18 protein-coding genes are annotated in these 23,587 nt (G+C 69.5%); 13 read left to right on the top strand and 5 right to left on the bottom strand.

Annotated elements, in window-relative coordinates:
- Together GVY64_RS23430 and GVY64_RS23425 are read right to left on the bottom strand one after the other, a co-directional pair.
- Positions 1 to 1,257 (bottom strand): sensor histidine kinase, encoded by a 1,257-nt coding sequence (locus GVY64_RS23430; RefSeq protein WP_159845193.1) that lies wholly within the window; start codon positions 1,255 to 1,257, stop codon positions 1 to 3.
- Positions 1,254 to 1,946, bottom strand: coding sequence for a response regulator transcription factor (locus GVY64_RS23425; RefSeq protein ID WP_159845190.1), 693 nt, complete (start codon positions 1,944 to 1,946; stop codon positions 1,254 to 1,256). The genes GVY64_RS23430 and GVY64_RS23425 overlap by 4 nt, the downstream gene beginning before the upstream one ends.
- Positions 1,947 to 2,412: 466 nt before the next feature.
- Between GVY64_RS23425 and GVY64_RS23420 the strand changes: the two genes are divergently transcribed.
- Together GVY64_RS23420 and GVY64_RS23415 are read left to right on the top strand one after the other, a co-directional pair.
- Positions 2,413 to 4,599 carry a hypothetical protein gene (locus tag GVY64_RS23420; protein WP_159845187.1) on the top strand — a complete coding sequence of 729 codons (2,187 nt, stop codon included), beginning with the start codon at positions 2,413 to 2,415 and terminating at the stop codon, positions 4,597 to 4,599.
- Positions 4,600 to 4,681: 82 nt separating this feature from the next.
- Positions 4,682 to 6,487, top strand: a complete 1,806-nt coding sequence (locus GVY64_RS23415) for a dynamin family protein (protein ID WP_159845183.1) — start codon at positions 4,682 to 4,684, stop codon at positions 6,485 to 6,487.
- A gap of 377 nt (positions 6,488 to 6,864) precedes the next feature.
- On the opposite strand, the gene GVY64_RS23410 is transcribed toward GVY64_RS23415, so the two are convergent.
- Positions 6,865 to 8,865, bottom strand: coding sequence for a glycoside hydrolase family 15 protein (locus GVY64_RS23410; protein WP_159845180.1), 2,001 nt, complete (start codon positions 8,863 to 8,865; stop codon positions 6,865 to 6,867).
- 101 nt (positions 8,866 to 8,966) lie between these two features.
- Here GVY64_RS23410 and GVY64_RS23405 point away from each other — a divergent pair, with 101 nt between their 5' ends.
- Complete coding sequence (locus GVY64_RS23405; RefSeq protein WP_159845176.1) at positions 8,967 to 9,239, top strand: hypothetical protein; 273 nt, start codon at positions 8,967 to 8,969, stop codon at positions 9,237 to 9,239.
- 80 nt (positions 9,240 to 9,319) lie between these two features.
- Here the strand turns inward: GVY64_RS23405 and GVY64_RS23400 are convergent, their stop codons facing one another.
- A complete protein-coding gene (locus GVY64_RS23400) occupies positions 9,320 to 10,375 on the bottom strand; it encodes a M48 family metallopeptidase (protein WP_159845173.1) in 1,056 nt (351 codons plus the stop codon).
- Positions 10,376 to 10,445: 70 nt separating this feature from the next.
- On the opposite strand from GVY64_RS23400, the gene GVY64_RS39180 reads away from it, so the two are divergent.
- The 8 genes from GVY64_RS39180 (at position 10,446) to GVY64_RS23365 (ending at position 19,018) form a co-directional block, all read left to right on the top strand.
- Positions 10,446 to 10,535, top strand: coding sequence for an Ms4533A family Cys-rich leader peptide (locus tag GVY64_RS39180; protein ID WP_321210233.1), 90 nt, complete (start codon positions 10,446 to 10,448; stop codon positions 10,533 to 10,535).
- 203 nt (positions 10,536 to 10,738) lie between these two features.
- Positions 10,739 to 11,785 carry a sulfate ABC transporter substrate-binding protein gene (locus tag GVY64_RS23395; RefSeq protein ID WP_159845170.1) on the top strand — a complete coding sequence of 349 codons (1,047 nt, stop codon included), beginning with the start codon at positions 10,739 to 10,741 and terminating at the stop codon, positions 11,783 to 11,785.
- A gap of 129 nt (positions 11,786 to 11,914) precedes the next feature.
- Positions 11,915 to 12,715, top strand: a complete 801-nt coding sequence (gene cysT / locus GVY64_RS23390; RefSeq protein ID WP_063022589.1) for a sulfate ABC transporter permease subunit CysT — start codon at positions 11,915 to 11,917, stop codon at positions 12,713 to 12,715.
- A gap of 67 nt (positions 12,716 to 12,782) precedes the next feature.
- On the top strand, positions 12,783 to 13,589 hold the full coding sequence (cysW, locus tag GVY64_RS23385; RefSeq protein WP_159845166.1) for a sulfate ABC transporter permease subunit CysW: 807 nt from the start codon (positions 12,783 to 12,785) through the stop codon (positions 13,587 to 13,589).
- Positions 13,586 to 14,596, top strand: a complete 1,011-nt coding sequence (locus tag GVY64_RS23380) for a sulfate/molybdate ABC transporter ATP-binding protein (RefSeq protein WP_159845163.1) — start codon at positions 13,586 to 13,588, stop codon at positions 14,594 to 14,596. The genes cysW and GVY64_RS23380 overlap by 4 nt, the downstream gene beginning before the upstream one ends.
- Positions 14,597 to 15,154: 558 nt before the next feature.
- Complete coding sequence (locus GVY64_RS23375; protein WP_236567085.1) at positions 15,155 to 16,261, top strand: Hsp70 family protein; 1,107 nt, start codon at positions 15,155 to 15,157, stop codon at positions 16,259 to 16,261.
- Between the two features lie 163 nt (positions 16,262 to 16,424).
- On the top strand, positions 16,425 to 17,426 hold the full coding sequence (locus GVY64_RS23370) for an AurF N-oxygenase family protein (RefSeq protein WP_159845156.1): 1,002 nt from the start codon (positions 16,425 to 16,427) through the stop codon (positions 17,424 to 17,426).
- 5 nt (positions 17,427 to 17,431) lie between these two features.
- The gene (locus GVY64_RS23365) at positions 17,432 to 19,018 is read left to right on the top strand and encodes an FAD-dependent oxidoreductase (protein WP_159845152.1); all 1,587 of its coding nucleotides are present in this window, start codon (positions 17,432 to 17,434) and stop codon (positions 19,016 to 19,018) included.
- A gap of 61 nt (positions 19,019 to 19,079) precedes the next feature.
- On the opposite strand, the gene GVY64_RS23360 is transcribed toward GVY64_RS23365, so the two are convergent.
- Complete coding sequence (locus tag GVY64_RS23360) at positions 19,080 to 19,841, bottom strand: SDR family NAD(P)-dependent oxidoreductase (protein ID WP_159845148.1); 762 nt, start codon at positions 19,839 to 19,841, stop codon at positions 19,080 to 19,082.
- Between the two features lie 529 nt (positions 19,842 to 20,370).
- On the opposite strand from GVY64_RS23360, the gene GVY64_RS23355 reads away from it, so the two are divergent.
- Positions 20,371 to 22,566 (top strand): Hsp70 family protein, encoded by a 2,196-nt coding sequence (locus GVY64_RS23355; protein WP_159845144.1) that lies wholly within the window; start codon positions 20,371 to 20,373, stop codon positions 22,564 to 22,566.
- 98 nt (positions 22,567 to 22,664) lie between these two features.
- Positions 22,665 to 23,459: an HAD family hydrolase gene (locus GVY64_RS23350; protein WP_201298128.1), complete on the top strand. Its 795-nt coding sequence runs from the start codon at positions 22,665 to 22,667 to the stop codon at positions 23,457 to 23,459.
- Positions 23,460 to 23,587: the final 128 nt, after the last annotated feature.

Raw genomic sequence — 23,587 nt, 5'->3', positions numbered from 1 at the left:
CTAGCCCGCCGTGCGCAGCCGTACGCGCAGGCGGGCGCCGCCCAAGGGGCTCTCGCCGAGTTCCGCGGTGCCGGAGTGCAATTCGGCCTGCTGGCGGACCAAGGCCAGACCGAGGCCGGAGCCGGGGGAGCCGGGCCCTTTGACGAAGCGGTCGAAGGCGTCGGCGCGCAGCGCCTCGGGGATGCCGTGGCCGTCGTCGTCGACGTGGATTTCCACGGTGTCCTCCGGACCGGACCGCGCGGTGACGGTGACGGTTCGGGCACGACCGTGTTGCACGGCGTTGGCGACGGCGTTCGTGACGATGAGCAGGACGCCGCCGGGCAGACCGGTGACGGTGACCGGGGCGCATTCGGCGAGCCGGACGTCGACTCCGGGATGCCTGCGCCGGGCGTCGTGCACCGCCCGGTCCAGGGTGTCGCAGAGGTCGAACGGTTCGAAGACGTCCGGCTCGGTGAGTTCGCCGAGCGCGAGGCGTTCCAGGTCGGTCAGGGTGTTCTCGATCTGCCGCTCGGCCAGCAGTACCTCGGACAGGATCGCGCCGCGCTGCTCGTCCGGTATCGCTTTGGTGGCAAGTACCTGCAGGTCGGTGCGCAAAGCCGTGAGCGGCGTCCGCAATTCGTGCGCGCAGACCGAGGCGAAGTCGCGCGCGCCGCTCAGCGCGCGCTGGGTGGCGCGGTGCGCGGCCTCCAGCCGGGCGAGCATGCGGGTGATCGCGTCGGAGAGTTCCTCGGCTTCCCGCGCGCCCCGGCCGGACAAGGGCGGCAGTTCCTCCAGGGTGTCGATGCGATGGGTGGCGTCGGCCAGGCGGCGCAGTGGACGCGCGGCGAATCCGGCCAGGAACCAGCCGAGCAGGGCGGCCAGGAGCGCGCCCGCGACGCCGATGCCGAACCCGATGCGCTGACTGCGGTGAATGGCCGACGCCACGACATCGCGGTCGGGATCGAGCGCGACCAGCACGCCGGGCAGACCGTCGACCCGGGCGATCGCCGCGTCGGCGGGCGCACCCGGCCCGCGTGCGTCCGCGGGCGCCTGCCGGGGGGACAACGGGGCCGCGGCCGGTGGACCCGGTTGCGCGGGAACCGCTTCCAGCGGCCCGGCGACGCGCACCGCCATCGAGGAGACGGTCTCGTCCAGCTGGCGTTCGCCGGTGGCGTCGAGCAGAGCCGCGAAGGTGATCGTCAAGGTGAGCGCGACCAGCGCCGCGACCACCCCCGAGACGACGGCCACCCGGGTGCGCAGCGACGGTGACCTGCTCATGGTTCCTCCCGGAGGACGAAGCCGACGCCGCGCACGGTGTGGATCACCCGGGGCACGTCGTCCGCCTCCAGTTTGCGTCGCAGATAGGAGACGAACACGTCGACGACGTTGGTGTCGGTGGGGAAGTCGTATCCCCAGACGGCGGACAGGATCCGCTCGCGGCCGAGCACGATGCCCGCGTGCTCGGCGAGCAGGGCGAGCACCTCGAATTCCCGTTTCGTCAGCTCCACCGGTCGGTCTCCGGCCAGCACCCTGCGCCCGGCCGGGTCGATGCGCACCCGCCCGACCGCGCGCACCTCCTCCGGCCGCCGTACCGGTTTCCGGCTGCGCCGCAGCAGTGCGTGCAACCGGGCGACCAACTCGCCGAGATCGAACGGCTTGGTGAGGTAGTCGTCGGCTCCGCGCTCCAGGCAGGCGATCCGGTCACTGACCGCGGTGCGCGCGCTGAGCACACAGATCGGGATGTCGTTGCCCATCGCCCGCAGAGCGGTGACCACGCCGACGCCGTCGAGTTCGGGCATGTTGACATCGAGCACCATCGCGTCGGGCGTGGTGGCGCGGACCATGCTCAGCGCTTCGGCCCCGTCGGACGCGGTGACGACCTCGAAATCGGAGAGCTCCAGGCCCCGCCGCAGCGACGCGAGGACGCGAACCTCGTCGTCCGCGACCAGGATTCGTTGTCCGGCCATGGTGTCAATGTAATCCCACACTCTGGGAGCGGCGGGCCGGCTGTCGACTGGGTAGGTGGAGCGCGATCTCGCCCGGCAGTTCTCCCCGCGGTGTGGTGCCCCGCACATCCGTGCCGCCGAACGGCCGGTTCTCGAATTCGACGGCGAGAAGCGATTCTTCAGCACTCCGCCGGCAAATCTTAGAGTTCCATTAATTTTCCCGGCGCGTTGGCGGCCATGCGGCTGACGTAACGATCGGTCCTGGTAGCGGGGGCTGTTCGAACCTGCATGCGGTCCGGAAGACCGCCGCAAATGGGGCTTCCGATCCGGTAATTCCGATGGCAAGGTTGTGTTGCCCAGCACAGTCCCATTCTCTCCAGTCCTGGAGAATGTGACAGGCGAGTATTCCCGAAATACTGTTGGGTGATCTTCACTCGGTCCCGACGGCGCGGTGAGGATGCTGGACAACCGAGAGTGGAGCTTCTCTATGACGCGTGATCTGCCCTTCGACGACGACACCGAAGGGGCCGAGCGCGCCGGCGATACCGCCTACCGCGTGGCCACCGGCGTTGCGCGGGTCGCGCGGGCGGGCGCCTACGTCACCGGCGGCGCCCTGGTGGCCGCCAACGGTGGCGGCGTCCCCGCGCAGCCCGGCGAATCCCGCCTCGACAGCTGGCACACCGGCTGGGCGCACAGCACCGATCCCGACCCCGACCAGCCGAGCCCGGTGATCACGTTCCCGGACCCGGTCGTCGAACCCGCGCCGTTCTCCTCGCACGGCTCGAACACTCCGGTGGCGCACGGCATCCCGGCCCCGGGGTCGGCCGGTCCCGCGCCCGCGTTCACCTTGCCCGGCACCGGCGCCGCCCCGGCGCTGCCCACGCTCGAGGGCGACTACAGCGGGACCGACGCCGGATTCCCCTTGCCTACGCTGCCCGGCGGCGAAGCGGGCGGGCACGGGATGCAACTGCCCGGCCACTCCGGAAACGGCGTTCCCGGGCTGGGTGGCATCCCGGGCACGGAGGGTTCCGGATCCGGTCTGACCATTCCGGGGACAGAGGGCCATGTGTCCCACGGTCCCGCGCTGCCGGGAGCCAGGTCCGAGGCTTCCAACGATCTCGACGCACCCGGCGGGCACGGTTTCGGCCTGCCCGGCCACGGACTCGGCCAAGCCGGACACGGTTTCGGCCTGCCCGGTTCGAACGGCTTCGTCGCGCCCGGCTCCACCGTCTTCGACCTGCCGGGCGGCAACGGTGTCGGCGCGACGCCCGCGGCGGGCGACCCGTTCGACGGCGTCGGGCAGGGCGGCGGCGATCTCGGGGCGTTCGTCGGCACGCAGTGGCAGGTCGACTTCGGGATCGGCCCGAACGGCATCTACTTCACTTCCGAGATGAAGGTCGACGTCGGCGTCGGCCATGTCGGCGAGCAGCTCGACGAGTTCACCGACTGGCTGGCCGACGGCATCCGCATTCCGGACGGCATCGACCACACCGCCGAGCAGGACGCGCCCGGCCACGGCCACTCCGGCCTGCTCGGCGCGCTCACGTCACCGGGCTCGTCCGCGACGCAGTCGTCGGCGGCCTCCGGCGTGGCGCAGTCCCCGTCCGCGGGAGCCGCGCAGTCGTCGGCGGTCTCGAGCGTCGCCCAGCCGCTGTCCGCCTCGGCTCCGGTCGCTCCCGCCGGTGCGGTCGCGCCGGTCGCCTCGGTGGCTCCCGCCGCCCCGGCTCCCGCGCCCGCACCCGCTGCGGTCGCCGCCGCCCCGGTCGTCGCGGTCACGCCGCTGCAGACCACGATTCAGCCCGACGTCGCCTCGACCCCTATCGCGAACGTCCTCGCCGCCCCGGAGGGGCCGTCCGTGCTCACCGCGCCTGCCGCGGCCGTTCCGGCGCTGTTCGACGCGGTGCGGCCGGCGCCGGCGGTCAAGCCCGCTCCGGTGTCCGACCCGCAGCCGTCGCACCCGACGCATTCGCCGACGGCGACCGTGCCCGCCCCGACGACGATCGTCAAGACCACGCCGACGCCCAGCGTTCCGGGCGACGTGACCGCCCCGTCCACGCCGAAGACGCCGGATCTCGACATCACCAAGACCCCGGGCGCGGGCGTCACCACCGCGCCGCACGGCGGCATCACGACCGCGCCGGACGTGCCGACCACCAAGACCCCCGGCGCGACGGTCACCCAGACTCCGGCGCCCACGCACGTTCCGGCCACCCCGGACGACGATGTGACCACACCGGGCGGAAGCGCCGGACGCCCGAGCACCGGCGGCACTTCGCACAGCACCTACCCGACCGACGACCTGCCGAGTCACGAGCTGCCGACCGGTGGCGTGCCGACCGTGAGCCGGCCTGCGCAGCCGACGTACTCCGCGCCGGACCAGCCGACCTACAGCGCTCCCGCACCGGCGCCCACCGTCGAGCCGCACGCCCCGACCTACACCGCCCCGGTGCCCACCCAGGCGCCGATCAAGCCGCAGGTGATCGACCCGAAGCCGCACGGGATCTCGGCGCCGCTGTCGGCCGACCCCGTCGCCGGTCCAGGATTCCCGGAGCACGACTACGATCACTCCGCACTGCTGTCCGCGGGCGGCCTCTCCAGTGCCTTGCTGCCGGAGCCGGCCGTGTCGGACACGCATCATTATGCGTCCGATGTGTCGGACATCTCACTGATGTAGCAGCGCCACGCGCGGTTGCGAGGACTGCGGAGTGCCCGCCGGGGGTACCTGAACGAAAGTCACCGAGAGTTAAGGAGGAGGGTTGTCTGCCGCTGCCGGGCTGAAGGCTGCGACCGTGAAACATCCGGACGCGATGGCCCCGCTCATCCGAATACTCGACGAGCTGCGGGAGACGGCCCGATCCGCGGGACGCGACGACCTGGGCAGCCGGTTGGGCATGGTCCGCGCCAGGGTGAGCGATCCCCGGGTACGGCTCGTGGTCGTCGGTCGTCCGAAGAACGGCATGAGCACGCTGGTCAACAGCCTGGTCGGCGCCTCGGTCAGTGCGACCGACAGCGATTTGAGCGTCCCGGTGATCGTCGAGTACGGGCCGGAGCCGACCGCCACGCTGGTGCGGCAGACCGAGTACGGCCGCACCGAACGTCAGCCGGTCGACCCGCTCGATCCCGGTCCGGCGCTGGCCACCCAGGGCGTGGTCCGCGCCGAGTTCACCCAGCCGAGCCCGTTGCTGGCCGACGGCGTCGTGGTCATGGACGCACCGGGCGCGCTGGGCGACGACCGCACCACCTGGTCGATGATCGCCGCGGCCGACGCTGTGCTCTACGTCGGCGAGGCCGGCACCGAGCTGACGGCGGAGCAGATCGCCGAACTGCAGCGCATCCAGCAGATCTGCCCGACCGTGATCTGCGTGCTGAACAAGATCGACGTGTTTCCGCACTGGTCGCGCACCCAGCAGCGCAACCGCGAACTGCTGGACTCGGCAGGGCTGGGCTTCGCGGTGGCGCCGGTTTCCGCGGAACTGCACCGGCAGGCCGGGTTGACCGGCGACTACCAGCGCGACATCGAATCCGGCGTGCCGCAGCTGATCGACCACCTGCGCGACTACGTGGTCGCCCGCGCGGACGCGGTGGCGCTGGAAGCCGCGGCCCAGGACATCCGCTTGGTGTGCGACCACCTCGCGCTGACGCTGCGCACCGAAGCCGAGGCGCTGCGCGATCCGCGGCGCCGGGCCGAGATCACCGACCAGCTCGCCCGCGCCCGCGACGAGGCCGATCAGCTGCGCCAGCGCACCGCGAACTGGCAGGTCACGCTGGTCGACGGCGCGACGGAGCTGATGGCCGACATCGAGCACGATCTGCGTCACCGGCTGCGCAGCCTGATCCGCGACGCCGAGGCCGAGATCGCCCAGACCGATCCGGCGCGCCGGTGGAAGGACTTCGGCGCCGATCTGGACGCGCGCATCTGCGAGGCGGTCGAGGAGAACTTCGCCGTGGCGCACTACCGCTCCATGGAGCTGTGCGAGCAGGTGGCCGCCAAATTCCCGGCCGACAACCGCACCCCTCCGCTGCCGGACCTGCGCTTGGCCAACCCGGGCGAGGTGCTCGAGGCGGTGCAGCCCCTGGAGCCGCTGGAGAGTGCGAAGGCCGGCGTGACCCAGCAGTTCCTGACCGGTCTGCGCGGCTCCTACGGCGGCATCCTGATGGTCGGTCTGGCCACCAGCCTGCTGGGCATGTCACTGGTGAACTGGTATTCGGCGGGAGCGGGCGTGCTGCTGGGCGTCAACGCGCTGTGGGATGACCGCAAGAACCGCAAGCTGCGCCGCCGGGCCGAGGCCAAGGTGGCGGTGGCCCGCCTGATGGACGACGTGATCTTCCAGGTCGGCAAGGAGTCGCGTAACCGTCTGCGCGCCATGCAGCGGGTGCTGCGCGACCACTTCACCGACATCGCGACCGAGGTCGCCCGCGGCGCGGACGACGCGCTGCGGCGAGCCGAGGAGAACTACGGGAAGTACGGCGACCGCAGGCCGGAGCGGATCGCCGACCTCGACGCACAGCTCGGGAGAGTGCGCGCGCTGCGCGAGGAGGCCGACGGGCTCGTTCCCGCGTAGACCGTTCCCCAGGGGCCGGTCGGACCGGCTGACCTTGCGGTGTCGGATGGGATCATCGCAGGTCGGACCGGGTGACCTTGCGGTGTCGGATCGTGGCCCCTCGCAGGTCGGACCGGGTGACCTTGCGGTGTCGGATCGTGGCCCCTCGCAGGTCGGACCGGGTGACCTTGCGGTGGCGGATCGTGGCCCCTCGCAGGTCGGACCGGGTGACCTTGCGGTGTCGGATCGTGGCCCCTCGCAGGTCGGACCGGGTGACCTTGCGGTGTCGGATCGTGGCCCCTCGCAGGTCGGACCGGGTGACCCTGCGGTGGCGGATCGATGCCTACGCAGGATCAGACGGGGTGACCCTGCGGTGGCGGATCGATGCCTACGCAGGATCAGACGGGGTGGCCCTGCGGTGTGTGCGCGGGCTGGAAGCGGCCCGCGTGCCGGGTGTCCTCGGCGCGGATGACGTGGGTCACGGCGTTGATCAGCGCCAGGTGGGTGAACGCCTGCGGGAAGTTGCCGAGGTGGCGCCCGCTGCGCGGATCGATCTCCTCGGCGTACAACCGCAGCGGGCTGGCGAAGCCGAGCAGTCGCTCGCACAGGTGCCTGGCCCGCTGGATCTCCCCGATCTCGACCAGCGCGGAGACCAGCCAGAACGAGCAGATGGTGAACGCGCCTTCCACGCCGCTCAACCCGTCGTCGGTCGTCTCGGTCCGATACCGCAGCACCAGGCCGTTCTCGGTGAGCCGGTCGGCGATGGCCAGCACGGTGGCGCGTACCCGGTCGTCCTCGGGCGGCAAGAAACGGGTGAGCACCACCAGCAGCAGCGAGGCGTCCAGGGTGTCGCCACCGTAGACCTGGGTGAACACGCCTTCGGAGTTGACGCCTTTGGCCAGGACGTCGGCCTTGATCTCCTCCGCGATCGCGTACCACTCCTCGGCGTGCTCGTACTGGCCGTGCAGCTCGGCCAATTTCGCACCGCGATCCAGCGCCACCCAGCACATCACCTTGGACGAGGTGAAATGCTGCGGCTCCCCACGCACCTCCCAGATGCCCCGGTCGGGCTCCTTCCAGTGCTCGATGGCGGCGCGCACCTGGCGGACCAGCAGCGGCCACAAGGTCTCCGGCACCTGCTGGCGCGACTTCACATGCAGGTACACCGCGTCGAGCATGGTGCCCCAGATGTCGTGCTGATCCTGGTTGTAGGCGTTGTTGCCGATGCGCACCGGACGGGATTGGTCGTAGCCGCCGAAGTGGTCGAGGATGATCTCGTCGAGCTGGCGTTCGCCCCCGATGCCGTAGAGCACCTGTAGCGGAACGGGCTCGCCCTCCTCGCCGGTCGTCGCGTCGTTGAGGAACGCGAAGAAATCGTCGGCCTCCCGGTCCAGGCCGAGCGTGTACAGGCCCCACAGCGCGAAGCTGGCGTCCCGCACCCAGCTGTAGCGGTAATCCCAATTGCGTTCCCCGCCGGGAGTCTCCGGCAGCGACGTGGTGGCGGCGGCCATCAGGGCGCCGGTCGGCGCGTAGGTCAGGCCCTTGAGGGTGAGCGCGCTGCGTTGCAGATAGTTGCGCCACGGGTGATCGGGGAACTTGCCGAGCGTGATCCACTGACGCCAGCATTCGGTGGTCTGCCACATCTTGTTCGCGGCCTCGTCGAAGGTGCGCGGCGCGGGCAGCTCCGACCAGGTGAGCGCGACGAAGACCTCGTCGCCCTCCTTCATCCTGGTGCGGGCCCGCGCCTCGCGGCCCTCCAGCCCGAGGCGCAGATCCGTGGTGAGCACCAGCGTCGGACCGGCGCTGGCGTCGTCGCTGCGCACCGCGGTCGCCTCCTCGTACACCTTGCCGGTGTACTCCCAGCGGGCGGTGGCCCGGTGGTAGTCGAACGCGGGCTCGCAACTCATCTCGAGCTCCACGGTGCCGTTCACGCATTTCACCGTGCGCAACAGCAGGTGCTCGGCATCCCAGTCCATCGGGGTGCGCCGGTGGGTCTTGCTGCGCTGATCGTTGTTGTGCCAGCGCCCGAGCACCAGCGCGTCGCGCACGATCAGCCAGCCGGTGCCGGTCTGCCAGGTGGTCTCCAGGATCATCCCGCCCGGCAGGTAGCGGCGGGCGGCAGGCACGTTCACGCCATAGGGCCCGACCCGGAAGTGGCCCGCGCTGCGGTCCAGCAGCGCCCCGAAGATGCTCGGCGAATCCGGCCGCGGCACGCACATCCATTCCACCGAGCCGTTGCTGGCGACCAGGCAGCTGGTCTCGCAGTCGGACAGGAACGCGTAGTCATCGATCGGCGGGTATGCGCCGTGGCGATGCGGCTCGGTCGAGCCCGTCGGATCGGTCAGGTTCGTCGGCAAGCCGTCGGAGTCGTTGAGGGTGAGGTCATCGGAGGACGCCATACCCCATCTTCGGGCCGATGCGCGCCCGGCGTCCACCGCTCGGTCCCCCGCTGTGCGGACGGCCTCGTGGAACCGGCCGGCGAACCGACTAGGCTGAGATCGTGCATCGCATCGCAGGGTGGTGGGACGGCTTCGAGCTGTGGGTGGCGGGACTGCCGTTCATCCCACAGTTCCTGGTGGTCCTCGTGGGCATGGTCCCGATCAGCTTCGCCATCGCCTACGGGCTCGATCGCGTGCTGCGTGCCGTGCTGCGCGTCCTGGATCGCCGATACGGCGCCCACCCCGCACCGGTCCGGCCCGCCCCGGCCGCCGCGATGCTCGAACCCGAGCAGGCGGCCGAAGCTCGCACGCCGGTGCAGAGCGGGGCGCGTTGATGCCTCGCTCGCGCGTTCAGCTCGCCCTCGTCGCACTGCTCGTGCTCATCGTCGTCGCCTGGTTGCTCACCCGCTGACGATCAGTTTCCGCCGGTCCGCCAGTCGCCGAACCGTTTGCCGAGCTTCGCGACGGTGTCGCCGACTTCGTGGGCGACCGTGCTCGCCGCCGCGCCGACATCCCGGCCCAGCGTGCGCACCGTCCGGATGAGCGGGTCTTCGGACTGGTCGAAGTTCGTGCGGTAGGTGCGGGCGGCCGCTCTCATCTCGTCGGTGATCCGGGTGGCGCGATCCTGGTCCCGGCGCGGATAGTCGCCCGCCAGCACGCGGTCGTAGTCGCCGCTCTGGATCCAGCGGCGCAGTTCGGCCGCGCGCAGCACGGAGAAGGGGTGGCTCTGCAACTCCAGGTTGAGCAGCTTCAGCACGCCGTCGCGCAAGTCGCCGGACCGTTCGTAGTCGTCGGCCTGGGCCAGGAACGCCCCGTGATTCATCTCCTTCACCCAGGCGCCGCCCGCCGTCTTCATATGGACGCGCACCGACGCGTCGACATCCTGGCCGCACAGCAGCCCTGCCCGGTCGCCGGACAGCTCCGACTTGCGGCTCCATTCCATGAGGGCCGCGACGATGCCGCGCAACGCCCAGCCGCCGACCGGCAGCCAGCCGACGCTCGCGGAGACCCGCAGCAGGTGCATCAGCATCGTGCGGTACACCGCGTGGCCGGACAGCGCGTGCCCGAGTTCGTGACCGACCACGAAACGCAGCTCCTCGGTGTCCATCAGTTCGAGCAAGCCCGTCGTCAGCACGATGAACGGACGGTCCATGCCGATGGTGAGGGCGTTGGCCTGCGGGCTCTGCAGCACGAACAGCTCGGGCGTGGTGGGGGCATCCAGGATCCGCACGGCGTCCTGGCGCAGATGGTGGAGGGTACGGAACTGCCGCTCGTCCACCCGGACCGCGGTGGCCAGATACAGCAGCCGGTGCTGGCGTTCTTGCAGCAAACCCGACAGTGTGCGCAGCACCACGTCGAACCCCGCCAGTGACCGCAAGGTAACCAGGGCGGTGCGGTCGGCGGGATGCTCCCACGTGCGGGTACTGATGCCGGGGAACTGGACGCGGACGCGATCCGGACTGGTGGTCATGGAATGAAACCCCCCTCTTCCTGGGACTCTTCGATTCGAACTCCGTCGTTCGCTCTGATAAAGTCTGCCCGTGTCTTCGAGCGCCGTCCCGCAGGTCCGCCATGAACTGGCGTTGATTGCTGTCGGTGATCTCGCTGTCGCGGACGTCTACTGTCGCTGATCGGCAACCGGGCACGTCCGCGTCTCGTTCCCAGCAGACCGGCGCGCTTCTTGCAGATGTGCCCGCCTTCCCGTCGGCCCCGTTGGGCCGGTAGTCGCCGCTGCCGTATCGCTCGATCGGCAGGTCTGCTGAACCAAGAAGATGGTCGCCGCCACCGATGTATCTACCGGAGAACTGGCGGTCCGCACGAAAGGTCCACCCCGATGGCTCGCAAATCTTGGCTTTCGCCGCGTCGACGCTACAGCGCCGTTGCCCTCGCCGCAGTCGCGGCGGTCGCGCTGACCGCATGCGGCGGCGGAGCCAGCGACACGGTCGGGGGAGGCGCTTCCGATGGCAGCGGCGGCACCCTCAACCTGTACGCCTACGCCGTGCCGAAGCCCGGCTTCGACAAGGTGATCCCCGAGTTCAACAAGACCGAGCAGGGCAAGGGCGTGCAGATCCAGCAGTCCTACGGCGCCTCCGGTGACCAGTCCCGCAAGGTGAAGGACGGCGCCGAGGCCGACGTGGTCAACTTCTCGGTCGAGCCGGACATCACCCGCCTGGTCGACGCGGGCCTGGTGGACGCGAGCTGGAACGCCGACGCCACCAAGGGCGTGCCGTTCGGCTCGGTGGTCGCGATCGTCGTGCGCAAGGGCAACCCCAAGGGCATCAAGGACTGGGACGACCTGTTGAAGCCGGGCGTCGAGGTGGTCACCCCGAACCCGTTCAGCTCCGGATCGGCCAAGTGGAACCTGCTCGCGCCGTACGCGGCCAAGAGCGACGGCGGCAAGAACCCGCAGGCCGGCTTGGACTACCTGAGCAAGCTGGTCTCCAAGGAGCATGTGAAGGTGCAGCCCAAGTCCGGGCGCGAAGCGACCGAGACCTTCCTGCAGGGCACCGGTGACGTGCTGCTGAGCTACGAGAACGAGGCGATCTTCTCCGAGCGCAACGGCGATCAGATCGAGCACTTCGTCCCGCCGGTGACGTTCAAGATCGAGAACCCGGTCGCGGTGCTGAAGAACAGCAAGAACCAGCAGAAGGCCGTTGCCTTCCGCGACTTCCTCTTCACTCCTGAAGGGCAGAAGGCCTGGGCCGCCGCCGGTTTCCGCCCGGTCGACCCGAAGGTCGCCGCCGACTACGCCAAGGACTTCCCCACGCCGCAGAAGCTGTGGACGATCGCCGACCTCGGCGGCTGGAAGACCGTGGACAAGGAGCTGTTCGCCCCGAACACCGGCTCGGTCGCGGTGATCTACGACAATGCGACCAAGTGACCGGGTGACCCCCGTTACACGGGATACTGGACGATCGTGACGAAGAGCAGTAACGCCGGGACCGTGCGGGAAGACGGTCCCGGCGCCTCCGACGCAGCCCGCGCGAGCGGCCGCTGGAACTGGTCGTGGCTGCGCGTGACCGGTTCGGTGGGGCCGCTCGGCATCGCCACCGCCGTGTTGTGGCTGAGCATCATCGTGCTGTTGCCGCTGGCGGCGCTCACCGTGACGAGCTTCGAGGACGGGTGGTCCGGCTTCTGGGACGCGGTCACCGCGCCTGCCGCGCTGGACTCGCTGCGCATCACCGTGCTGGTTTCGGTGGTGGTGGCGGTGATCAACGTGGTGATGGGCACGCTGATCGCCTGGGTGCTGGTCCGTGACCGGTTCCCCGGCAAAGGTGTCGTCAACGCGCTGATCGACCTGCCGTTCGCGCTGCCGACCATCGTGGCCAGCATCGTGCTGCTCTCGTTGTACGGTCCGCAGAGTCCGGTGGACATCCACCTGAACGCCACCCAGCCGGGCCTGGTGGTCGCGCTGGCGTTCGTCACGCTGCCGTTCGTGGTGCGCTCGGTGCAGCCGGTGCTGATAGAGGCGGACCGCGAGGTGGAGCAGGCCGCGCTTTCGCTGGGCGCGAACAACTGGACCACCTTTCGCAGGATCGTGCTGCCCGCGCTGACGCCGGCGATCATCAGCGGTGGCGGGCTGGCGTTCGCCCGCGCCATCGGCGAGTACGGCTCGGTGGTCCTGATCGGCGGCGCGATCCCGCGCAAGACCGAGATGGCCTCCCAGTACATCCAGAAGCAGATCGAGATCGACCGGCCGGTGAACGCGGCGGCGGTGTCGGTCGCGCTGCTGGCCATCTCGTTCGCGACGCTGCTGGTGCTGCGGCTGCTCGCCGAACGCAGCGCGCGCAAGGAGCAGGCGACTCGATGAGACACGATCGTGCACAGCGCCCGGCATCGCCGGAGCGCGAAAATTCTCGCGGGACGGAGCGGTCGCGATGAGACTGCATCCGCTGACCCGTATCTCGTTGCGGACGGTGGCGCTCGGCTATCTGTTCGTGCTGCTGGTTCTGCCCCTGATCATCATCCTGTGGCGCACCTTCGAGCGGGGCGTCGGCGCGTTCGCCGACTCGATCACCACGCCCGCGGCGATCTCGGCGTTCCAGTTGTCGCTGCTGATCGTGGCGATCACCGTCCCGGTGAACGTGATCTTCGGCATCGTGACGGCGCTCGCGTTGGTCCGCGGAAAGTTCCCGGGGCGCAACCTGGTTCAGGGCATCGTGGACCTGCCGTTCGCGGTCTCGCCCGTGGTGGTGGGTGTGTCGCTGATCCTGCTCTGGGGTGCGGGTGGCTGGTTCGGTGGCCTGGAGGACGTGGGTTTCAAGGTCATCTTCAACTTGCCGGGCATGGTGATCGCCACCATCTTCGTCACGCTGCCGTTCGTGGTGCGTGAGGTGGAGCCGGTGCTGCACGAGATCGGCGACGACCAGGAGCAGGCCGCGGCCACCCTGGGCGCGTCGAAATGGCAGACGTTCTGGCGGATCACGCTGCCCGCGATCCGGTGGGGCCTGACCTACGGCGTGGTGCTCACCGTGGCGCGCGCGCTCGGCGAGTTCGGCGCGGTGATCATGGTGTCCAGCGCCCTGCCGGGCAAGTCGCAGACGCTGACGCTGCTCGTGCACGGCCGTTACATCAACGACCACAACACCTTCGGCGCCTATTCCGCCGCGACCTTGCTGATGGGCATCGCCCTCGTCACCCTTCTGCTGATGACCATCCTCGAACGTAAGCGGGGCGCCAAGTGATCACCGTGACCAACGCGAACAAGAACTACGGCACGTTCGCGGCCCTCGACGACGTGACCATCGACATTCCCTCCGGCGAGCTCACCGCGCTGCTCGGCCCGTCGGGCTCGGGCAAGTCGACGCTGCTGCGCTCGATCGCCGGACTGGAATCGCTGGACTCCGGCGTGGTCACCATCGCGGGACGCGACGTCACCCGGGTGCCGCCGCAGAAACGTGACATCGGCTTCGTGTTCCAGCATTACGCGGCGTTCAAGCACATGACCGTGCGCGACAACGTGGCGTTCGGCCTGAAGATCCGCAAGCGCCCGAAGACCGAGATCAACAAGCGTGTCGACGAATTGCTCGGCATCGTGGGATTGGACGGCTTCCAGCATCGCTACCCGGCCCAGCTGTCGGGTGGTCAGCGCCAGCGCATGGCACTGGCGCGCGCGCTCGCCGTCGATCCGCAGGTGTTGCTGCTGGACGAACCGTTCGGCGCGCTGGACGCCAAAGTCCGTGCCGATCTGCGGACCTGGCTGCGCAGGCTGCACGAAGAGGTCCACGTGACCACGGTGCTGGTCACCCACGACCAGGAGGAGGCGCTGGACGTCGCCGACCGGATCGCGGTGATGAACAAGGGCCGCATCGAGCAGATCGGCACTCCGGAGGACGTGTACGACCGGCCGGCCAACGAGTTCGTCATGTCGTTCCTCGGCGCGGTGGCCCGGCTGAACGGACATCTGGTGCGTCCGCACGACATTCGCGTCGGCCGTGACCCCGGCATGGCGCTCGCCGAGCACGAGGGCACCGCGGAGTCCGCGGGTGTCACCAGGGCGACGGTCGAGCGCGTGGTGCATCTCGGCTTCGAGGTGCGCGTGGAGTTGCGCAACGCGGCGACCGGCGACCTGTTCGCCGCGCAGGTCACCCGCGGTGACGCCGAAGCGCTGCGGCTGTCGGATGGTGAGACGGTGTACGTCCGCGCCACCCGGATTCCGGAACTTCCCACCCACCAAGCGTTCGGCGGGTAATCGCGTCCGGATGGGCGACGAGCGCGGCGCTGAAAGGTTGCTGCGGTCGTCGGCATTCGGTATGGCGACGGTCTGTCCCAGGGCTGCGGTGTGGTTGCCGATCGGGCGGTGATGCGGCAGCCGCGCGGGCGATCGTGCCGGACTCGGCAGGCGGTGCTGCTGTCCGTGGTTGCCATCAGTCCGGCATTCCATCTCGATCGGCAAATCGTCGGCACCGATCAGGGAAGTCTCGTCAGGGGGAGTCTCCCCATGTGGAGTGCCATCGACGAGCGAGGTCCCTCGTAATAGGCGAAACCCGGCAAACCTCTACCGGGCATGATCGATCCCTGCGTGTCGCAAGGAAACCCGACTGGACGGCATGTGCAACGCTACTCGGCCAGGTGAGCGCGCCGAAGATCGCGGAAGCGGTGCGGCGCGGCACAGGCGGCTTGCGGACAATCGGTTGTCCGGACTTGGCACGAAGATCGCGGAGTGGTTGCCTAAACGCGTTCGAAGCAAATCGGCACGGCGATCGGGTGGATTGCGATGGCGGTTGGTCTCGGGTTGAGCATCGGTACGGTGAACACGGTTTCCGTTCTGGCGGAGGAAGGTTCGGCCAAGGCTCCGCCGCGGCGAGGCAAAACACAGCGGGCGCAGAGCATCACGCGCCGCACCACGCTGACCTTCGACAGCACCGGCGTCGCCCGGGTCGGCATGATTCCCCGGCACGGCCGCGCGGTCACCGAATTCGCCGATCTCACCCAGCGTTCCAGCACGTGGGCGCGGGTGGGTAATCGCGCGCTGGCGCCGGCCGACCTCGTCGCCACGGTGGCCAAGTGCCTGATCGACGAGGTGCTGCAGGATCAGGCGGGGCGCGACTGCGGGCTCGGCATCGCGGTGACTTATCCGGCCCGCTACGCCGACGAGCAGGTGGACGCGTTGCGCGCGGCGCTCGATGGTGTCCACCTCACGCAGGCCGCGCTGGTCGCCGAACCCGTCGCGGCGGCGGCCTGGCTGGAAGCCGACCGTGGTCCGCTGATGCCGGGGCTCACCCTGGTCTACGATCTCGGCGGCGCGGGGCTCGACGTCACTTTGGTCCGGGTGGGCGCGGGGTGTCCGAGCAACCCGATCGTCGGCGTCTCACTGCGTTCGACGGAATTCGGCGGGCGCGCGTTCGGCGCGTTGATCGCCGAGCATGCCGGGCAGGGTCTGTCCTCGTCGTCGGTCTCCGAGTCCGTCGCCGACACGGTCGCCGGGGAACTGCGCGTCCGGCATGTCCGGGAGTCCCTCGAACTCGTCTACCGCTGCCTGCGGGTCGCGGATGTCACCATGGCCGACGTCGACCGGGTCCTGGTGGTCGGCGGGGCGGCGCGACCGGCGGAGGTGGCCGAGGTGCTCGCCGCGGAACTGGCCAGGCCGGTGATCGCTGCCGCGGATCCCGAGCGGACCACCGCCGACGGCGCCGCGATCATCGGCCGGAGGGCGGCGGTCGTGGCGGAGGCGGTGGCCGAGCAGCGTCGAGCCAGGCGCCGCCGGGTGCGTCGTCGGGCCGCCACACGCGCCTTGATGCTGTCGCGCCGGACCCGGCGCAGGCTGGGTCGGGCGGTCGCCGTGACGAGCATGTCGGCGGTATTCGGTCTCGGAACTTCGATGCTGGCGGCCGGTGACGGGGTGCTGGTGAGTTAGGCGCCCGGTCAGGGCTGCGACGAACAAGGGCCGTCCGGCGGTGCGCGTGATGAGGGCGCGCATCGCCGGACGGTCCTGGCAACTGCTGGGTTGACGGAACTCTCCGTTGGTGTAACTATGGGATACAGTTAAACGGTTCCATCGACGAGAGGCAGTGACGACGATGTCCGCAGCCGTGACACCAGCCGTCGATCCTGATCTGGAGAAGGCGCAGGAGTACGCCGCCAAGCTGCTGCTGCTCTCCGAGGGATCGGTCAACAAGCATTTCGATCCCTTCGAGGACATCGACTGGGATGACCCCGACTTCGCCGCCGACGCCGGCGAGGAGCGCTGGATCCTGCCCGTGTCCGCCGACACGGTGGCCCGCCATCCCTGGTACCAGGCGTTGAGCAAGGAACAGAAGATCGCGGTCGGCAAATACCGGCAGGCGAACATCGCCAAGGTCGGCCTGCAATTCGAGTCGATCCTGATCAGTGGCATGGTCATCCACAACTTCGGCCTGCCCAACGGCTCGCCGGAGTTCCGGTACTGCTCCCACGAGATGATCGAGGAGCACAACCACACCCTGATGTTCCAGGAGATGGTCAACCGGATCGGGCTGGACGTGCCAGGCATGGGGCCGCTGGTCAGCAAGTTCAAGTACCTGGGCGCGCCGGTGGCCGCCTGGTTCCCGAACCTGTTCTTCATGGCCGTGCTGGCCGGTGAGGAGCCGATCGACCACATCCAGAAGCAGATTCTGCGCTCGGGCGAAGAGGTGCACCCGATCATGCGCGGCGTGATGGCCATCCACGTCGCGGAAGAGGCGCGGCACATCTCCTTCGCGCACGAGTTCTTGAAGAACCATGTGCCGGAGGCCAAGCCCGCGCAGAAGTTCATCCTCTCGCTGGCCATGCCGATCGTCATGTGGATCCTCGGCCGCGCGATCGTCACGCCGCCGCGATCGTTCTTCACCGAGTTCGATATCCCGGAGAAGGTCCGCAAGGAGCTGTTCTACGGCTCGAAGGAGGCCAAGCAGGTCTTCAGCGACTACTTCTGTGATGTGCGCGCCCTGGCCAAGGACATCGGGCTGATGAATCCGGTCGCCAAGGCCGTCTGGAAGGCGCTGGGGATCGACGGCCCGAGCACCCGCTACCGGTCGGAACCGCTGCGGAGCAAGGTCGCCTGAGTCGCATGCCGTACGTCGTCACCCAATCCTGCTGCAGCGACGCGTCCTGCGTGTACGCCTGCCCGGTCAACTGCATCCATCCCACGCCCGACGAACCGGACTTCCGGACGGCGGAGATGCTGTACGTCGACCCGCAGGCGTGCGTGGACTGCGGCGCCTGCGCCACCGCGTGCCCGGTCGACGCCATCGTGTCAGCGAAGAAGCTGACCGCTGAGCAGAAGCCGTTCATCGAGATCAACGCCGATTTCTACCGGCAGGCGCGGCCGCGCCCCCTGCTGGCGCGACCGGTGTCCGCGGCACGGATCCACACCGAGCGCTCGCCGCTGCGGGTGGCGATCGTGGGATCGGGTCCGTCGGCGATGTACGCCGCCGACGAGTTGCTGACCCAGCCCGAGGTGTCGGTGACGGTGTTGGACCGGCTGCCGGTGCCCTATGGGCTGGCCAGGCACGGCGTCGCCCCGGACCACGACAAGACCCGCAAGGTCGGTGAGCTGTTCGACGTCATCTCCGCGCAGCCGGGGTTCGGGTCGTATTTGAACGTCGATGTCGGTGCGCATGTTTCGCACGCCGAACTGCTCGACCATTTCCACGCCGTGATCTACGCGGTCGGCGCGTCGTCGGATCGCAAACTCGGCATCCCGGGTGAGGGCCTGGCGGGCACCGTGTCGGCCACCGATTTCGTGGCCTGGTACAACGGTCACCCCGATTACGCCGACCGGGTGTTCGACCTGTCCGCCCGGCGTGCCGTGATCGTCGGCAACGGCAATGTCGCCCTCGACGTCGCGCGCGTGCTGACCAGTGACCCCGCGACGCTGGCCGGTACCGACATCGCGCCCTACGCGTTGCGGGCGCTGCGCGAGAGCAAGATCGAGGAAGCGGTCGTGCTCGGTCGGCGCGGCCCGCTCGAATCCGCGTTCACCGTACCGGAATTCGTCGGTCTGCTCGGCTGCGATGTGGACGTCGTGGTCGAGGGCGAGCTGCCCGAACTCGGCGCGGAACTGCCTTTCCATGTCGAACAGAAGCTGCGGCTGCTGCACAGCGCGCGGATCCGGCCGGTGGGCGAGCGCAGGCGCATCGTGTTCCGCTACCTGTCCGCGCCCACCGAGATCCTCGGCACCGATCGGGTGACCGGCCTCGAGGTCGGCCGCACCGAGCTGGTCACCGATCCGGACGGCCGCGTCCGCGCCGTCGCGACCGGGGAGACCGACCGGCTGGACGCCGGCTTGGTGTTCACCTCGGTCGGTTACCGCGGCGTCGCGGTGCCGGGCCTGCCGTTCGACGAGCAGGCCGCGGTGATCCCGAACGAGCAGGGCCGGGTGCTGGAACATCCGGGCGGCACCGTGGTCGCCGGGACGTATGTGACCGGCTGGATCAAGCGTGGGCCCACCGGCTTCATCGGCACCAACAAGTCCTGTGCGCAGGAGACGGTGCGGCAGCTGGCCGCGGACTTCAACGCGGGTCGTCTGCCCGAACCCGCCGGGTCCGCCGCGGAATTCGATCGGCTGGTGCGGCTGCGCCAGCCCGCGGTCCGGGCCGGGGGAGCGGTGGAAGCCCGCCCCGGCCGAGTCCGCCGCTTGCTGGCTCGCGCCTGACGAACCCCGCCTCGAGATACCCCGGCCGCGCCGGTATCTCGAGGCGGTTCCACGTGTGAGGTCAGCGTGCGGTGAAACCGCCATCGATGGCGAGGGCGGCGCCGGTCACGAAACTGGCTTCACCGCTGAGCAGATACGCGCAGAACGAGGCGATTTCCTCTGGCGTCGCGATGCGGCCCACCGGGTGCAGCGCCGCGATGGCGGCCTCTCCTTCGGGCGTCGCGCCCATCGAATTCCGGAACGCCGGGGTGTCGACCGCACCCGACACCAGTGCGTTCACCCGCACCCCCTGCTCGGCGGCCTCGAGCGCCACGGCACGGGTCAAGCCGACCACCCCGTGCTTTGCGGCCACGTACGGCGCCACCGAACCCATGCCGACCACACCGAGATTCGACGCGTTGTTCAGGATCGCGCCGCCACCGGAGGCCGCCAGCGCGGGCACCTGATGCCGCAAGCCGTAGAACACACTGGTGAGGTTCAGTTCCAGATCGGCGCGCCATCCCGCCTCGTCGATCTCCGCGACGGGGCCGAAGGCGCACACCGCGCCCGCGTTGTTGAACGCCGCGTCCAAACGGCCGTATTCGGCCAGCGCGGCGTCGGTCAACCGGGCCACGTCCTGCTCCACTGTGACGTCGGTCGGCACGAAGAGCGCACGCCCGCCTGCCGCGCGAATGTCGGCGGCCACCTGGTCGCCCGCGTCCTTGCTCCGCGCGCCGAGCACCACCGCGGCGCCTTCGCTTGCGACGCGCAGCGCCACCGCCTTGCCGACACCCGAGGTCGCGCCGGTGATCAGGACGACCTGCTCCGCGAACCGTGTTGCCATCGTTGAATTCCCTCTCCGCTTTGGCGATCCCCCCTCCGTGGCGGGACCCGCTGTCGAGTCAAGTCGGCGGCACACGGCGATGCTGGCGAATATCAGACATCTAGTTGATGCGTCATCAGTCCGGCGGGAAGCGGTCCGCGCTGCGCGAAGGGCAAAGATACGGTTACCGACCGGTCGGTGCCTGTCGTGCGGTGTGCTTTGCCTTGGTAAACCGGCGTCGAGTTCGGTTGGCTCGGTGATTCCGAGGTCGCTGTGTAATAGCGGAATCGACCAACTCGCAGACCAATTCGCGATGTCTAGCAGGCTGGACGGTGCGTTCGACTCGTATCTACCTGGCATTTCGGACGACAATGGCCTTCGGGCGAACAATCCGTATCAATTGCGCATACGCGCAGACGCGAAACAGCTAACCTGTGGTGGCTGTTTGGAAGACGACCGCGGCCACAGGGGAACGCCATGTGATGGACGTGGTCACGGTGCGTTGACGGGATAGCGAATGACTACAGGTCTGGGTTTCAGCATCGGTGCAGTGAACTCCGTGACGGCTTCGGTCAGCGCGGATCGACCACGGCCGGCGGTGCGATCTCGGCGCACCGCGGTGACCTTCGACAGCGCGGGTGGACTGCGCTTGGGTGGCATTCCGCAATTCGACATGGCGGTCACGGATTTCGCCGACCTCGGCCGGGATCCCGAAGCGGTGATCGTCGGCGGCCGCATCTGGTCCCCGGCCAATCTCGTCGCCGCGGTGGTCGGCGAACTGCGGGCGGCGCAGCAGGGTGCGTCCGAAGCGGGCGTCGTGACCACCTATCCCGCAATGTATTCCGACAAGCAGGTGGCGCTGCTGCGGCAAGCGCTGGACCTATCCGGGGCGGGTGACGTGCTCTTGGTGCCCGAACCGGTCGCGGCCGCGGAGTGGCTGGAGCACGAGCAGGGCCCGCTGGAAACCGGCTTCGTCCTGATCTACGACCTGGGGGGCACCAGCCTCGACGTGAGTATCGTGCGCGTCGGTCCTGGCTGGGACAACCATCCGATGATCGGAAAGCCGATGCGCTCCTACGACTTCGGCGGCAAGCCGCTGGGGTCGATGATCGCGCGGTACGCCCCCGGCGTGGCGTCCGCGGGACTGTCGATGACGTCCATCATCGACATCGACGGGTTGCGCACCGCGCATGTGCAGGACTCGCTGCAACTGGTCCGCGACTGTGTGCGGGAGGCGGGCGTCACCCTGTCCGCTATCAGCCGCATCCTGCTGGTGGGCGGCGCGTCACGCCCCGCGGAGGTGGCGCGGACGCTCGCCGAACTCGGCCGCCCCGTGGTGATCTCGGCGGACCCCGGTCAGACGATCGCCGCCGGCGCCGCCCTCATGGCGGCGCGCACCATGGCGCTCGGCGCCTCGGACGGCCGAGCCACCGCGCCTCGGGTGGCGGTGTTCTCCAGTGCGGCGGTGGTCTCCGCGGTCGCGATGTCGGCGGTCACGGTCTTCGGCGGACCGACGGTTCCCGAGCTGTCGCCGCTGCTCGAGCGTCTGCCGGAACTCGGCGCGCCGACCGACAGCCTGTTGGTCGACGTAGGCGACGAGCAACTCGCCGACGCCTGGTCCTGGGTGACCGCGCCCAGCGCCTGGCATGCGAGCCGGGCCGCACTCGCGCAGCGGACTTCCGCCTACACTCGGTTCATCACACCGGTGCCGCGTAGCGCCGGTTATGGTCCGTCGATGACGGAGTCGCGGCCCGGCTCGCATCGTGACCCGCGAAACTGCTGCGCGGCAGGCCAAATGCGCTACCGGGGATACGGCGATCCCGCCTACTTCGTGAATCCGCTGCCGTTCGCGCCGGTCGTCCGTCCCGTGCCCGGAGACGTCGCGCAGCCGCCCGTTCCCGGGCAGCCTTCGACTCCTGGTCTACCGTTGCCGGGGCAGGTGCCGGACTTGCCCGGCCGGCCCGCGCCGGGAACGCCGGGGCCGAACACTCCCGCACCGCAGAATGGTTCGACTCCCGCGGAGCCCGGTCCGGCTTCCGGTGGCAACACGCCGGGAGGCGCGGCGGGCAATCCCTCGACCGGAACGCCCGATTCATCGGGTGCTGGATCAGGGGAGCAGGGAGCATCCTCCGGGGCGAGTTCGTCGTCCTCTGGTGATGCCGCGGGACCATCAGGCGGTAGCTCCGGGAGCGGGGGCGCGTCGAGTGGTTCGACGAATGACTCCGCCGCGAACGGAACGTCCGACGACTCACCGGGTGGCTCGTCGGCGGGTGGGTCGACCGGGAATTCTTCGTCGCACGGTTCGTCGCCGGGCGGGTCTGCCGGCAACTCTTCGTCACATGGTTCGTCCTCGGGCGGGTCGAATGGCAGTTCCTCGTCGCACGGTTCCTCGTCGGGTGGGTCCGCCGGTGAATCGTCGTCGGATGGTTCGGCTTCTGGTGGTTCGGAAGGCAGTTCGTCCACGAGCGGATCGTCTTCAGCTGGGTCGACCCGCAACTCCTCGACGCACGGGTCGTCCTCCACGGGGGCAGCCGGCAATTCGTCGGCCGGTGGGTCACCCTCGACCGGGGGCTCCGCATCAGGCGGGCGTCCGGGGGGCGCGTCGTCGGCGGGTAATCATTCCGGTGGGAATTCCTCCGGCGCTTCGTCGTCCGGGGGGTCGCGGGGCCGGTCCGGCGCGGTCGGCGGTTCGTCCGCGGGCGGCGCAGGCGCGGGCGGCGGCGGAGGCGGAGGGCGCGGTCGTTAGCGGCGACGGCTCGGATGGTGAATCCTTCGGCGCGCGTGGAGTTCTCGCCGCGCCGGATTCGCCGTTCGACAGCGGTGGCGCCGAGGCACAATGGATTGATGGCATCCGGGGGTCCCCAGCTGATCGCGCTGGACGTGGACGGGACGCTGCTGGACACGGGAACACCGATCAGTACGCGGGTGGTCGAGGCGGTGCGCGCGGCCGTGACGGCGGGGGCGCATGTCGTGGTGACCACGGGCCGCACGCTGCTGACCACACGCCCGGTGCTCACCGAACTCGGTCTGCGCGAGGGGCATGCCTTGTGCTCGAACGGCGCCGTGCACATCGACGTCGCCAGAGGCGAACCGGTCGCGATCCAATCGTTCGACCCCGCGCCGGCGATCACCGCGCTGCGTGCACTGTTCCCGGCGATGATCTTCGCCGTGGAGAAGGTCGGCATCGGTACCTGGGCCACCGGGGCCGGGCCCGGCGAATTCTCCCTGGGCGAGTATCTGCTCGTCGACCACCACGCGCTCAGCAGCGAGCCGACCCCGCGCCTGAACGGCTGGTTGCCGGACGGTTCGCTGGAGGAGATGCTGCTCGCGCTGCGCTCCTTGCAAGTGCCCGGCGCGAGCTGGGTGCACGGCGAGTTCGGGCCGTGGCTCACCGTTTCCCGGCAGGGCGTGTCGAAGGGGTGGGCGCTCGAACAGCTCCGTCTCGCCCTCGGCGTGCCGGACGAGGCGACGCTGGCCATCGGCGACGGATACAACGATCGCGACATGCTGCGCTGGGCAGCGCATTCGGTCGCGATGGCCAACGCGCCCACCGACATCCGCGACCTCGCCGACGAAGTGACGGGTCACGTTCTCGACGACGGCGTCGCCACCGTCCTCGAGCGCTGGTTCCGCCCTTGACGAGGCGACGCAGCCGCGCTCACGCCGTCGAGGAACGATGCCGGGAAGCCGCTCTGTCGGGTGGCAGTCGGAACATTCGTCGTGACGTCAGGCTCGCCTGATCCGGCAGCACGCCGCCGCCCGTCGGT

Source organism: Nocardia sp. CY41 (assembly GCF_009829325.1).
Taxonomy (GTDB): Bacteria; Actinomycetota; Actinomycetes; order Mycobacteriales; family Mycobacteriaceae; genus Nocardia.
The sequence above is the reverse complement of the archived record's forward strand: the minus strand, read 5'-3'. Positions and strand labels throughout refer to the sequence as shown.